This window comes from Streptomyces sp. WMMC500, assembly GCF_027497195.1.
Lineage (GTDB): Bacteria > Actinomycetota > Actinomycetes > Streptomycetales > Streptomycetaceae > Streptomyces.
This window is the reverse complement of the sequence record NZ_CP114905.1, coordinates 245102-258839: the sequence shown is the minus strand read 5'-3', so window position 1 is coordinate 258839 and position 13738 is coordinate 245102. Positions and strand designations below refer to the sequence as shown.

Annotated in this window: 9 protein-coding genes; 3 read left to right on the top strand and 6 right to left on the bottom strand. The window is 75.9% G+C overall.

What is annotated here, in order from left to right; all coding sequences use genetic code 11:
* The first annotated feature begins 192 nt into the window (after nucleotides 1-192).
* The gene (locus tag O7599_RS01110; RefSeq protein WP_281620148.1) at nucleotides 193-1176 is read left to right on the top strand and encodes a helix-turn-helix domain-containing protein; all 984 of its coding nucleotides are present in this window, start codon (nucleotides 193-195) and stop codon (nucleotides 1174-1176) included.
* Nucleotides 1177-1191: 15 nt separating this feature from the next.
* On the opposite strand, the gene O7599_RS01105 is transcribed toward O7599_RS01110, so the two are convergent.
* Genes O7599_RS01105 through O7599_RS01090 form a run of 4 tightly spaced genes read right to left on the bottom strand, consistent with a single transcriptional unit; the run spans nucleotide 1192 to nucleotide 7236 of the window.
* Nucleotides 1192-2412 carry a type III PLP-dependent enzyme gene (locus O7599_RS01105; RefSeq protein WP_281620147.1) on the bottom strand — a complete coding sequence of 407 codons (1221 nt, stop codon included), beginning with the start codon at nucleotides 2410-2412 and terminating at the stop codon, nucleotides 1192-1194.
* Complete coding sequence (locus O7599_RS01100) at nucleotides 2409-4154, bottom strand: IucA/IucC family protein (RefSeq protein ID WP_281620146.1); 1746 nt, start codon at nucleotides 4152-4154, stop codon at nucleotides 2409-2411. The genes O7599_RS01105 and O7599_RS01100 overlap by 4 nt, the downstream gene beginning before the upstream one ends.
* Nucleotides 4154-6055 (bottom strand): IucA/IucC family siderophore biosynthesis protein, encoded by a 1902-nt coding sequence (locus O7599_RS01095; RefSeq protein WP_281620145.1) that lies wholly within the window; start codon nucleotides 6053-6055, stop codon nucleotides 4154-4156. Before O7599_RS01095 ends, O7599_RS01100 begins: the two co-directional genes overlap by 1 nt.
* Nucleotides 6052-7236, bottom strand: coding sequence for an ATP-grasp domain-containing protein (locus O7599_RS01090; RefSeq protein WP_281620144.1), 1185 nt, complete (start codon nucleotides 7234-7236; stop codon nucleotides 6052-6054). The genes O7599_RS01095 and O7599_RS01090 overlap by 4 nt, the downstream gene beginning before the upstream one ends.
* A 338-nt stretch (nucleotides 7237-7574) precedes the next feature.
* On the opposite strand from O7599_RS01090, the gene O7599_RS01085 reads away from it, so the two are divergent.
* Nucleotides 7575-8843, top strand: coding sequence for an MFS transporter (locus tag O7599_RS01085; RefSeq protein ID WP_281620143.1), 1269 nt, complete (start codon nucleotides 7575-7577; stop codon nucleotides 8841-8843).
* Between the two features lie 24 nt (nucleotides 8844-8867).
* Here the strand turns inward: O7599_RS01085 and O7599_RS01080 are convergent, their stop codons facing one another.
* Nucleotides 8868-9899, bottom strand: coding sequence for a P1 family peptidase (locus O7599_RS01080; protein ID WP_281620142.1), 1032 nt, complete (start codon nucleotides 9897-9899; stop codon nucleotides 8868-8870).
* A gap of 11 nt (nucleotides 9900-9910) precedes the next feature.
* Nucleotides 9911-10879, bottom strand: a complete 969-nt coding sequence (locus tag O7599_RS01075; protein WP_281620141.1) for a hypothetical protein — start codon at nucleotides 10877-10879, stop codon at nucleotides 9911-9913.
* A gap of 412 nt (nucleotides 10880-11291) precedes the next feature.
* Here O7599_RS01075 and O7599_RS01070 point away from each other — a divergent pair, with 412 nt between their 5' ends.
* Nucleotides 11292-13607 (top strand): glycosyl hydrolase family 18 protein, encoded by a 2316-nt coding sequence (locus tag O7599_RS01070; protein WP_281620140.1) that lies wholly within the window; start codon nucleotides 11292-11294, stop codon nucleotides 13605-13607.
* Nucleotides 13608-13738 lie beyond the last annotated feature (131 nt).

Here is a 13738-nt window from a genome sequence, read left to right as displayed (position 1 = left end):
CGCCCCGGGCGCCGTGGCGCCGGTCGTCGGCACTTCCCGCGGTGCGTGCCGTCCCAGGGCGGAGGGGCATCCGCACGGTGGTCCCGCCGGCCCGGTCCGACGGCGAGGCGAGCGTGCCGGGGCCCACGGCGTACCGCGGGTGCGTGGGCGATACCCCCGGACGCGGCGGAAGGAAGACCCTAGCCTGAGGGAATGGCCGGCACGCTCCGCATCCACTTCGGTGACCGCGACTTCCGGCACGTGCAGTTGACCGGGACCGCCGACCCCATGTGGGAGGCGATCCTCGGGCTGCACGTGCTCAGCACGCCCCCGGCCCGGCTGCCGGCCCGGCTGCGCCCGTGGCGGCGGCGCGCCGCCGCGCGGCTGCACGGCGGCGAACTGCGCGCCGCCTGCCGGCTGCTGCGCGACCTGGCGCCCGCCGACGCCGCGTACTTCCCCGACTTCCTCACCCCAGTCGAGTCCGAGGAGGGCCTGTCCGCGGCGCTGGAGACGCTGCTGGCCACGCCGGGGCGGCGGCTCGCCCGCGAGCTGCGCGAGGCCGCCAGGCACCGGCCGCTGCCCGCGTGGACCCGGCGGCTCGCGGCGGGGGACCGGGCGCAGCTCGGCCGGATCGCGGACGCCGTGCGGCAGTTCCACGCGCGGCTGATCCTGCCGGAGTGGAGCGAGGTGGAGGCCACGATCGCCGCGGACCGCGAGTGGCGGATGGCCGCGCTCGACGGCGGGATGACGGCCGTGCTGGGCACCCTGCGGCCGTTCCGGTGGCGCGACGGGGTGCTGACGGCGCCCTATCCGGTGGACTACGACCTGCGGCTGCGTGGCCGGGGCGTCCGGCTCATCCCGTCCTTCTTCTGCCACACCGCGCCGATCGCGATCGCCGACCCCAGCCTGCCGCCGGTGGTGGTCTATCCGGTACGCCGCCACCCCGAGGTGCCGGGCCCCGGCAGGCCGCCCGCCGCGCTCGCCGCGCTGCTGGGCACCGCCCGCGCCCGGGTGCTCGACGCCCTGGCCGCCACCGCCACCACCGGGTCCGTCGCCGCCCGCCTCGGCATGCCGGCGTCGACCGTCAGCGGTCATCTGACGGTGCTGCGCGGCGCCGGGCTGGTGCGCAGCGAGCGCACGGGCACGCACGTCGTCCACCGGCTCACCGGCCGCGGCCGGCACCTCCTCGGCCGCTGACTCCTCCCGTACGGCTCACCCGGGTTCGTCGAGGAAGTGGAAGCCGGGGGGCGGGTGCATGAGGAAGCCGTGGTGCGAGATGTTCCAGGCGTAGGCGCCAGCCAGCGAGAAGACCACCAGGTCACCGGCGCGCAGCCCGTCGGCCGCCACGCCCCGGGCCAGCACGTCCTTCGGCGTGCAGAGCTGCCCCGCGACCGTGACCGACGTGCCGCGCGCCGCGGGCCGCGGCCAGGGGTGCGGCCACGGGCGGGGCGCCGGGTGGACCGTGCAGGGCTGGTCGTGGCCCTTGGCAGCCGGGGTGCGCAGGTGGTGGGTGCCGCCGCGGACCACCGCGAACTCCTCGCCGTGGCTGCGCTTGACGTCCAGCACCTCGGTCGCGTACCAGCCGCAGTAGGCGGTCAGTGCCCGCCCGGGTTCGACGCGCAGCGTCAGCCCGGGGTGCGCCGCGGCCAGCCGGCCCAGCCCCGCGCCGTAGGCGCGCCAGTCGAACCGGCCCTCGCGGGCGGCGTAGTCGACGGCCATGCCGCCGCCGGTGTTGACCTCCAGCCCGTACGCGTCGATCCCGGCCTGCTCCGCGAGCCGCAGCGCCCCGGCCACCACCGAGCGAGCCACGCCGAGCAGCCGCGGCGCGTCGAGCCCGCTGGCGAGGTGCGCGTGCACGCCGCGCAGCCGCAGCCGCGGGAACGCGCCCCCGGCGAGCAGCCGCGCGGCCTCCTCGGCGTCGGCGGGATCCAGGCCGAAGGGGGCGGGACGGCCGCCCATGGCCAGGGCGCTGCCCGCCAGCGAGCCGTCGGCGACGGGCAGGTTGACGCGCAGCAGCACGTCCACGCCGGCGTCCGGGGCGCCGCCCGCGGTCTGCTCGCCGAGCATGTGCAGCTCGTGCAGGCTCTCGACGTGCACGCGGTGCACCCCCGCCGCGCGGGCGGCGGCCAGCTCCGCGGGCGTCTTGCCGGGCGCGCCGAAGGCGAGGCGGCGGCCGGGCACGGCGGCGGCGACGTGGGCGAGTTCCCCGCCCGAGGAGACCTCGTAGCCGTCGACGTACGGGGCCAGGGCGGCCAGGACCGGGGGTTCCGGGTTGGCCTTCGCGGCGTAGTACAGCTCGACGGACGCCGGCAGGGCCGCGCGTACGGCCGCCGCGTGGGCGCGCAGGGCCGCCAGGTCGTAGACGTACGCGGGCAGTTCCCCGGGCGCCAGGGAGCCGAGGCGGTCCAGCACGGCGGCGGTCGGGGCGGTCAACGGGCGCTCCGGCGGGGCGAGTCGGGTTCGGGGGCGGCGAGCGGGTTCGGCAGGTGGACGTAGCCCGCCTCGCGGTCCGCACGGCGGCCCCAGCGGGTCAGCAGATTGGCCTTGGCGGGCAGCGGCGCCCCGCCGAGCAGGGCGCGCAGCCGGGGCGGGTCGCCGAGGTCGCGGGCGCAGTCCAGCAGCACGGCGCGTACCCGTGCCCACAGCGCCGTCTCGGCCCGCGGGTGCAGGTCGGCGAGCGCGGCGAGCATGTCCGCGACGTGGTTGACCAGCAGGCAGTACACCACCCGGTGCCAGCCGCGCGTGGCGTCGTACGTCATCGGCCCCGCCACCTCCGCCGGCAGCGCGGCGAGCGCGTCGGCGTGCCGCTCGGGCAGGAGCTTGGCGCCCTCCAGGTCGCGGAAGACGACCTGCGCCGGCATGCCCTCGGCGTCGACGCACAGCAGCACGTTCTGCAGGTGCGGCTCCAGCACCACCCCGTGGTCGAAGTAGGCGGCGAGGACGGGCGGGAGGAGCAGCTCCAGGTACGCGGTCCACCAGTCGAGGGCGGTCTGCGGGCGGGCGGTGGCGGGCAGCCGGGAGAGGTGGGCGGGGCCCGTCGGGTACTCGTCCGCGACGGCGCCGGCGAGCAGCGGGGTGACGCCGGGCGGCAGCACGCCGCCCAGCCCGTCGCGGACGATCACCCCGAATCCTTCGAGCAGTGCCGGGTCCGGCGCGCCGTCCGGGCCGGGCAGCGCCAGGCTGCGGTACGCCGGTTCGCGCAGCAGGGCGGCGGCGGGGTGGCGGGCGGCGAGGGCACCGAGCACGGGGCGCAGCAGCCGGGTCAGGGCGACCGCGCCGGCGAGTTCGTAGCGGGAGTTCTTGCGCACGCAGTTGGTGATGCGCACGTTGAGGCTGAACTTCAGGAAACCCGCGCCGGTGTGCAGGGTGCGCACGGAGGCGGTCGGGGTGCACGGCGGCCCGCCCGGGCCGAGGTCGAGGACGTCCCCGCGGTCGAGGGCGGCCCGCAGCGCCGGGTGGCCGGCGAGGAGTTCGTGCTGCCAGGGGTGGACGGGCAGCAGCCGGTAGCCGTCGGGGACCGGGCGGAGCCGGTCGAGCGGGGCGGCGGCGCCGGGCTGTGCGGTCTCCTCGGCGGCCAGGTGGGCGCGGACCGCGAGATGGCGCAGCGGGAAGGCGGCGCCGGCCTCGGGGGCGTACGCGGACCAGGCCGCCGCGCCGCCGCCGCGGGCCTTGGGCGTGGGGTGGAAGCGGTGGCCGAGGGGGAGGGACTGCTCGGAGTGGAGGTACGCGGCGAGCGGCCCGGAGCCGGCCGCCGGAGCTGCCCGTTCCCGCACGGCGGCCAGCGCCGCCGCCGTACCCCGGTGGCTGGCCGCGACCTGCTCCACGAACTCGTCGTTGGGCACGCCCGTACGCGCCGACAACTCGTCCTGCACGTGCTCGGCGAGCCGCCGCCAGCCCACCTCCGCCCAGCCGCCGTCGCGCCACTCGGCGACCGGCCCGCGGAAACGGTGCGCGCCCAGCAGCGAGGTGCGGCGCAGTGCCACCCGCAGCAGCACCCCCCGGCCGGACAGCCGCAGCAGCAGCCGGCCGCCGTCCACGGTGGCCTGCCGGCCGGGTCCGCAGACCTCGCGCAGCAGGCAGTTGAGCAGGGTGTGCGCCACGGCCTCGTCGGCGGTGGGCAGTCGGGCGGGGGAAGCCGTCGCGGGCGCGGAGGCGGGTGAGGCGGTGAGGGGCATCAACGGTTCCAGCCGGGGCGGGGTGAGGGGATGGACGGGTACGGGGCGGGGCCGGCCGGCGCGGCGCGGGGCACGGCGCGGAGGTAGTTCGGGCCGGTGGTGTAGTGCTTGTTGACGTCGGTCGCCCCCGAACGCTCCTTGGACTGCAGCGACCCGGCGGTGACCATCGCCTTGACCGGCAGGTGGCCGGCGCGCAGCACGTGCGCGCGCAGCACCGTCCCGGGTTCGCCGGGCCCGGTGCCGAGCCGGTCGACGGCCTCGGCGAGGCGGTCGCGTACGAGGGCGAGGAGCGCCGCGAGCGGGGCGACGCCGTGCCGGGCGAGGCCGAACGCGTAGGCCCCGGCGCACAGATGGACGGTGATCGTGGCGAAGACGTCGGCCACCGGCCCGTCGCCTTCGCACAGCGTGCGGGCGTCGGCGAACTCGCCGGGGCCCGGCGCACCGGGGCCGAGGGCGGCGCGCAGCCGGGCGTGATGGATGCGCGGACCGTCGTCGTCCTTGAACAGCAGCCGGGTGCGCGGGCGGCCCTCCGCGGTGCGCTCCGGCGGGTCGAGGACGAGCGAGACGTTCTGCTGGTGGGACTCCAGCGCGATGCCGTAGCCGAACAGCGTGGTCTGGTAGTCGAAGAGGAGGGTGAGGAGGTCGTCGAGCAGGGCGGGCACGTCGCCGCCGTGGCACCGGTCGGCGAGGTGCTCGACGACGAGCCGGCCGCCGGGGGCGGGCGCGAGCAGGGCGGCCAGGGGCACCACGAGGGCGCCGTCGAGCCCGGCGGGCTGGCGGCGGCACAGCGCGGCGAGCAGTTCGTGGCCGGCGTGCGCGTAGGCGGTCTCGTCGGCGTGCAGCACGGTGTCGCGGAAGCGCGGCTCGCGCCGGGCGACGGCCTCCAGCAGCCGCTGGACGGTCGCGCCGTCGGCCAGGGTGGCGGGTTTGACGGTGCGCCGGTTGCGCAGGCCCAGGGTGGCGGTGGCCAGCGGGAGCTTGAGGTGCAGCCGGGGGTCGGCCGCGGCGGCGACCGTACGCATCGAGAGCGTCGGCACGACGTCGAGGTACGGAAGCGGGGCGAGCGCCGCCCGGCCGGCGAGGCCGGCGGCGCGCAGCGCGCCCGCCAGCGGACCGCCGGCGGTCAGCGGGTGGACGGGCAGGGCGAGATGGGTGCGATCGAGCGCGGACGGCAGGCCGAGGACGGAGGGGGCGGGCCAGGCATCGGGTGGATCCTGCCCGGCGGCGGGGTCGAGGGCGCCGCGCAGGGTGAGGGCGTCGCGCGGCACGGCGAGCCAGCGCAGGGCGAAGCGCGGGTGGAACTCGGGGGCGCAGGCGCGCAGGTCGGCGTCCGTGAGGCCGGCGCGTGCGCGGGAGGCCGGGTAGACCGGGTGGTCGAGGCGGGCGGCGAGCGTGTCGTGCGCGAGCGTGCCGGCGTGACCGGTCCAGCGGGCCGGGTCAGGACCGTACCGCGCGGTGACCGCCGCGGCCGTCTCCTCCCAGGTGGCGGCGTGCAGCCGGGCCACGGCCAGCGACTGCCGGCACTCCGCGGCGAAGGCGCGGAAGCCGTCGCGGTCTTCGGGGTCGGCATGCGCGGCGAGGGCCGCCAGGACGGCGTCCAGCCCGGTGACCTCGGTGGCCCCGTCGCCGCTCTCGCGGAGCAGCAGCGGCAGGCGGGCCCCGTACGCGCTCTGGAAGCCGTCCGGCGCGACGGGCACCAGCAGGGCGCCCGGCCCGGCGGGCCCGGCCGGGCCGGCTGGATCCGCGAGGCGCAGCCAGCGCCCGTCCGGCCGGTCGAGCGCCGTCGTACGGGTGCGCAGCCCCACCGCGTCCTCCCGCAGCAGCGCGCTCAGCACGCGCAGCGTCAGCACCGCCTCCGCGGCGTCCGCGTCGCCGCCGCTCTCCCGCGCGGCGCCGCTCACGGCGTGATCTCCCAGTGCTGCGCGGCCAGGAAGTCCGCGACCACCCGGTCGACCCGCCGCTGGTCCGTGCCGATGCCGCGGGCCACGCCGAGGAAGTCGCGGTTGGTGCGGTGCAGTTCGTGCCGCTCGCCCACCGCGCGCAGCGGCCGGTACGTCAGCTCCACCCCGTCCACCGTCAGGTCCGCGGGACCCGGCGCGGCGGCGAGCGTCCCGGCGGTGCGGGCGCACGGGTAGGACAGGCGCGCCCGCCCGTCGGTGCGCGCCCCCAGGTCCGCGGGGAGCGGTTCGCCGAGGTGGGTGCGGAGGATGTGCTCGAAGAGCGGTATGCCCAGCAGCCGGGCGAGCAGCAGGTCGCACTGGTCGCCGACGGCGCGGTAGTTGACCTCCACGATCCGGGCCCGGCCCGCGCTCACGGTGAACTCGGTGTGGCAGGCGCCGAACCCGACGCCGAGCGCGTCGAGTTGCCCGAGCACCTGGGCGGTGACCGGCCCGGGGTGCCCGGGCACGTAGGACATGCGCTCCTCGATGAAGTAAGGAGGCGGCGACAGCTCGGTGTGGAAGCCGCCGAGGACGTGGCGTACGCGGCCGTCCCCCAGCGTCTCCAGCGTGTACAGCTCGCCGTCCAGGAACTCCTCGACCACCAGCGCCTCGCCCGGCCGCCGCGCCCGGATCTCCGCGCACCGCCGCACCAGCTCCGCCGCGTCCGCGGCCAGCACCACGTCCTCGCTGGCGACGCCCTCGCGCGGCTTGACCACGCACGGGTACGGTACGTCCAGCGCTTCCGGGTCCGCTCCGGGGGGCAGCTCCGCCGCCCGTACCGGGTCCGCGCCGCCGGCGGCGGCGAGCCGGCGGCGCATCTCCGCCTTGTCCTTGGTGGCGAGGGCGGCCCGCCAGCTCTTGGCGGGCAGGCCGAAGTAGCCGGCGGCGAGCGCGGCCTGCGTCTGCAGGTGGTCGCTGTTGGTGAACACCGCGTCCGGCCGGCGGTGGGCGGAGATGCGGCCGATCACGGCGCGGAAGTCGGCCACGTCGCAGCCGAGGGTCTCCGGCTCCGGCGCCCGCCGCCGGTGGGCGTCGGGCTGGTCAGTGAGCACGGTGACGTCGAGGCCGAGGCGGCGTGCGGCGGGCAGGAAGCCGTCCGTGACCGAGTCGGTGGGGTTGCGCGCCAGCAGATAAAACCGCACGGAATCCTGACCTGACACCTTTCCTGGATGTTTCCTGGATGCACCCGTCACCGGTGGCGGAAGTAAGGCTTACCTTACTCTGTCGATCACCCGCCGGTGCACGGAGCGGGGAAAACCGGCCTGGTCCCGCCGCCTTCCGCCGCCGGGCCGCCCCGCCGCCCCGCCGCGGTGCGGCCGCGCGACGCCGGCCGGAGTCCACGTACCGAAACGGGTTTGAGCCCGCGGCGGGGTCGGAACGACACTGCGGAAGGAGCCGTGCCGCGACACGGTTCCTCCGCTCTGCCCGCACGGCCGTCGCCCCCGGCGCTGACGAGTCACCGTTTCGAAAGAGAGCCCCGATGGCCACCGCCTCACGCCGCCGGCGCCTGTCGCTGTCCCTGATGTTCCTCATACCCGGGCTGTCGCTCTCGTCGTGGGTGACGCGGACCCCGGACGTCCGCGACGAGTTGGGGGCGTCCACGGCGGAGATGGGCCTGATCCTCTTCGGCCTGTCCGTGGGCTCCACCATCGGCATCGCCGGCTCGGGGGCGCTGGTGGCCCGGATGGGCACCCGGCCGGTGATCGGCGGCGGCACGGTGCTGATCGCGCTCGGGGTCGCGGGGGTCGGGACCGGGGCGCTCGCCTCGTCGGCGGCCCTCGTCACCGCCGGGCTGTTCGTCTTCGGCCTCGGCGGCGGCTCGGGCGAGGTGGCGCTGAACGTGGAGGGCGCGGAGGTCGAGCGGCTCCTCGGCCGGTCCGTGATGACGGCGCTGCACGGGTTCTTCAGCCTCGGCACCGTGCTCGGCGCCAGCCTGGGCATGCTGGCGACGGCCGCCGGCTTCCCCGTGCAGTGGCACCTGCTCCTCATGTCCGGCGTCGCGCTCGCCGTCTTCCTCGCCTCCTTCGGCGACGTCCCGGGCGGCGTCGGCAAGCGGGCGGCCGGGACCGCGGAGCCGGACGAGGCCGACGGGAGCGACGGCGCGGCCCGCGGCAGGCCGCTGTGGAAGGACACCCGACTGCTGCTGATCGGCGGGGTCGTCCTGGCCATGGCGCTCGCGGAGGGAGCGGCGACCGACTGGCTGCCGCTGCTGATGGTCGACGGCCACGACCTGGACGCGGCGCTGGGCTCCCTCGTCTACGTGGGCTTCGCCACCGCCATGACCGTCGGCCGCTTCTGCGGCGGCTTCTTCATCGACCGCTTCGGCCGCTACCTCGTGATCAGGACCAGCGCGATCTCCGCGGCCCTCGGACTGGTCGTGGTGATCTTCGTCGACCACCCGGTGGCCGCCGGTGCCGCGGTCCTCTTCTGGGGGCTGGGCGCCTCGCTGGGCTTCCCGGTCGCCATCTCGGCCGCCGGTGACTCCGGCCCGAACCCGACCGCCCGGGTGAGCCTCGTGGCGATGATCGCGTACGGGGCCTTCCTCGTCGGCCCGCCCGGCCTCGGCTTCCTGGGCGACCACTACGGGCTGCGCTCCGCGATGATCGCCGTCCTCGCCCTGGTCGCCACGGCGATCGTGCTCGCCCCCGCGGTCGGCGAGCGCCGCCCCTCGGTGGCGGACGTCAAGAACGCCCCGAAGCCGGCCCCCCGGCCCGTGGACGAGGCCGCGAACGCCGACCGCGACCGCTGAGCCGCCGGCCCTCCGGCGGGGTGGTCAGCCGTCGCCGAGCAGCCGCAGCAGCCGGTCCGCCGGAAGGGCGTGGCGGGTGCGGCCCCCCGGGCCCGTCGTCGTGGTGGCGGCGAGGAGCGAGTTGAGCACCGCCTCCTCGACGGCGTCCATGACCCCCTCGAAGAGCGGGTCGAGGCCGGCGTCCGGGGGCGGGCCGCCGCCGGGGCGTACGCCGAAGGCGATCGCGTAGTCCCCGCTCCCGTGCCCGTACGACGCGCCCGTTCTGGCCAGCGCGAAGACCGCGCGCCGCGCCACCCGCGTCAACTGCCTGGCGTCCAGCGGCGCGTCGGTGGCCGCCACGACCATGCACGAACCCGCCTCCGGCGCGGCCCCCGGGCCGGGGACGCCCACGTCGGCGGGCGTGACGGTGCGCCCGCGGACGCGCAGCGTGCCGCCGAAGTTCGCCTGTACGAGCACGCCGACGCACGCGTCGCGCCCGCCGACCGCCACCAGCCGCGACGCCGTGCCCACGCCCGCCTTGAAGCCCAGCGCCGCCGTCCCCGTGCCCGCGCCTACGCAGCCCTCCGCGACCGGCCCGCCGGCCGCCCCGTCGAGCGCCGCATGCACGTGCTCCGCCCGTACCGGCCGGGCGCGGATGTCCGACAGGACGCCGTCGTTGCACTCGCCCACGACCGGGTTGAGGCTCGTCACCTCCGCGCACACGGGCCGCTCCAGCATCCAGCCGACGAGCGCGTCGGCCGCCCGGAACGCCGAGAGCGTCGAGGTGAGCAACACCGGCGTCTCCAGCGCGCCCAGCTCGGCGAGCTGCGTGCTGCCGACCAGCTTGCCGTACCCGTTCCCGGCGAACACCCCGGCGGGCAGTGGCGCCCCCGGGTGCACGTCCCCGGGCACGATCGCCGTGACACCGCTGTGCAGCAGCGGCGGCTCGCGCAGCGTCACGTGTCCCACGCGCACGCCCGGCACGTCGGTGATCGCCCCGTACGGACCGGGCGCGAGCCGGCCCGCCGCCAGCCCCAGGCCCCGGGCGCGGCGCCCGGCCGCGGCGCGTTCGTCCATGAAGCCGCAGGCTACGCCCCCCGCGCCGGCGGCGGCACGTTCCACACCTGCAGCACGCCGGTGTTGCGGGACCCGGTGACGAAGCGCCGGCCGTTCGGCGAGACCGCCACGGCGGACAGGTAGCGTGACTCCGTCCTGACCGTGCGGGCCGTGGCCGGCGGCGTGACCGGGTCCCAGATGTGGGCGACGCCGCCGCTGCCGACGCTGACGATCCGGGAGTCGGGGGTGACGGCGATCCCCGCGACCGTCTCCCGGTGCACGGCGACCTCCACGCCGGTGGTCGTGCCGCTGCCGTCGAGCGCGGTGAACTGCATCCGCCCGTCGACGCCGCCGCTGACCGCCCGGGTGCTGTCCGGGGTGATCGCCAGCCCCTGCACGAAGGACCGGTGCGCCGTCACCGGGCCGCCGACCGGGCTGCCGTCGGCCAGGTCCCAGATCCGCAGGACGCCGTCCCGGCCGTCCTCGTGCCCGGTGCTGACGATCTTCCTGCCGTCCGGGGTGACCGCCACCGCCGCGACCAGCTCGTGCGCCTGGATCGACCGCCCGGCCGGGATGCCGCTCTCCAGGGCGAGGACGTGCACCCTGCCCTCGCCGCCGCCGGTGACGATCCGCTTGCCGTCGGGCGTGAGCGCCGCGTGCACGGACAGGGCGACACCCCACTCGCCCATGTACCGGTGCACCTCCAGCGGTCCGGTGACCGGCTCACCGGTCTTGAGGCTCCAGACGCCGACCGTGCCGTGGCCGCTGGCGACGACGCGCTCTCCTTCCGGTGTCACCGCGACCGACTTGACCACGTTCGCGTACGTGTCGATCTCCCCGAGCAGCTTCCACGGCGCCAGGCGCCAGATCCGCAGCAGCCCGTCGCCGCCTCCGGTGACCACGTGGCGCCCGTCCGGCGTCATCGCCAGCGACTGGATCCCGACGCGCTGCTGCGCGCGGGCACCCGGCCTCGACAACAGCCGATCCCGCCACCCTGCCACGCCGTACTCCCCTCCTCGGGAACCGCCGGATCACCGAAGGCCGCGACGGACCACCGCGGGTCCGGACGCCGGCGCCCAGGCTGCCACGCGGATCCGGGGACCCCTCCCGTGCCCGTGCGGCCTGAGCCGAGGGCGGCCGGGCGGCCCCTGGGGGAGGGTGAGTTGGAGCCGGAACAGGTCAAGGGACGGTAAAATTTACCCGGATTGGTCCAGTCCTTTGCGGCGGGCTGGAGCGTGGGGGAGTCGTCCGGCCGCCCGGATTGGTACGGCCCGGTACCCGCGCCGGTCACATTGACATGTTCGCGACCCAGGGCTGTCTTAGAGGTCTATACCGCACGATTCGCGTCCGACCACCCGAGCACGCGGACGACCCGGCGCGCCGGGTGGACGTCGTCTTCCCACAAGGAGAGCCGTGTCCGTGCAGAGAGCCGCACCTCTTCGCCTCAGATCCTTCCCCGTGTCCCGGCGCCTGCTCGCGGTCCTCGCCGTGCTGGCGCTGGCGCTCACCGGGCTCACCACGCTCGCCCCGCCCGCCAGCGCCCAGGCCGGGCTGACCGCGACCTTCAGCAGCTCCGGCAGCGGCTCGTCGTGGACGGGCAAGTTCGTGGTCGCCAACGCCGGCACCGCCGCGGTGGAGAACTGGTCGCTGGAGTTCGACCTGCCGGCCGGCGTGTCGGTCAGCAACCACACCCACGGCACCGCGCAGGTCGACGGCCGCCACGTCACCGTCACGCCCGCGTACTACAACGCCCGCGTCCCGGCGGGCCGTGACACCGAGCCGTACAGCTACACCTTCACCGGCAGCGGGCCGATGACGGCGCCCACCGGCTGCCTGATCAACGGCGACAAGTGCGACGGCAGCCCGGCCGTGCCCCCGCAGGCACCGGGCGGCGTGAGCGTCGCCGACACCACCGCCCGTACCGTGACGCTGAAGTGGAACGCGGCGGCCCAGGGCGACTTCCCCGTGACCTCGTACGAGGTCCTGCGCGGCGGCGCCGTCGTGGCGGCCAGCGCCACCACCCAGGCGACCGTCCGCGACCTGACTCCCGCCACCTCCTACCAGTTCGCCGTCCGGGCCAAGGACTCCCGCGGCAACGAGGGCCCGCCCAGCGCCCCCGTGACCGCGACCACCGTGGACCCGGCCACCGACACCGTGCCGCCGACGGCCCCGGGCAACCTGCGGTCCACGGACGTCACCTCCAGCACCGTGGCGCTGCGGTGGGACGCGGCGACCGACGACAAGCGCGTCGCCGCCTACGACGTCTATCGCGGGACCACCCTCGCCGCGAGCGTACCCGCCGACACCCTGACCACCACGCTGACCGGGCTGACCCCCGCGACGCAGTACGCCTTCACGGTCAGGGCCCGCGACGCCGCCGACAACCCCTCGCCCGCGAGCAACACCCTGACCGTCACCACCGACGAGGCCGTCGGCCAGGGCGGCTACGCCAAGGTCGGCTACTTCGTGCAGTGGGGCATCTACGGCCGCCAGTACTTCGTGAAGGACCTCGACACCTCCGGCGCGGCGGCCAAGCTCGACGTCATCAACTACGCTTTCGCCAACATCGACCCGCAGAACCTCACCTGCCTCAACGGCGTCACCAAGGGCACCTCTCCCAACCCGCAGGACCCCAACCAGGGCGACGGCGCGGGCGACGCCGAGGCCGACTACGGCCGGGCCTTCCCCGCCGGCCAGTCGGTCGACGGCGTCGCCGACGACGGCTGGGGCAAGCTGCGCGGCAACTTCAACCAGCTCAAGAAACTCAAGGCCAAGCACCCGCACCTGAAGATCCTCATCTCGCTGGGCGGCTGGACCTACTCCAAGTACTTCTCCGACGCGGCCAGGACGCCCGCCTCCCGGGAGAAGTTCGTCAAGTCCTGCATCGACATGTACATCAAGGGCGACCTGCCCGCGTACAACGGCGCCGGCGGCCCCGGCGTCGCGGCCGGCATCTTCGACGGCATCGACCTGGACTGGGAGTGGCCCGGCTCGCCCGACGGCCACCCAGGCAACCACTGGAGCCCCGAGGACAAGGCCAACAACACCGCGCTGATCGCCGAGTTCCGGCGGCAGCTCGACGCGCTGGGCGGAGACCACAAGCTGCTGACCGCCTTCACCCCCGCCGACCCCAAGAAGATCGACGCCGGCTGGGACCTGAAGGAGATCTTCAAGTACATGGACTTCGCCAACGTCCAGGGCTACGACTTCCACGGCTCCGGCAGCGACAACTCGTGGGAGCCCAACCGCACCGGCCACCAGGCCAACCTGTACCCCGACGCGCAGTCGCCGTACCCGAACGACTTCAGCATCGACGGCGCGGTGCAGCACTACCTCGATGCGGGCGTCAGCCCCCGCAAGCTGACCATCGGCTTCCCGTTCTACGGGCGCGGCTGGCAGCAGGTGGCCGACGGCGGCGCCAACGGCGAGTGGCAGAGCGCCAACGGCGCCGCGCCCGGCCAGTTCCAGGAGGAGGCCGGGACCCGCGGCTACGACAACCTCCTGGCCATGGTGCCGAACATGACCGTGCACCACGACACCCAGTCCGTGGCCACGTACGGGTACACCGGCGCGAACGGTCAGTGGTGGTCGTTCGACGACGTCTGGGCGATCGACCAGAAGACCGCGTACATCAGGGAGAAGGGGCTGCTCGGCGGGATGGTCTGGGAGATGTCCGGAGACCTGTCGAACGGCACCTTGTTCAACGCGCTGGATCGCGGACTCCCGTAAAGAACGGACTCCCTGAGAAGGGAGGGCCCGTACGGTACGCCACCGACCGTACGGACCGGGTCCGGCCGCGGACGTGCGGCCGGACCCTCCCGTCCCGCCCGCGGCGCGCCGTCCGGGCGCCGCGGGCGGGA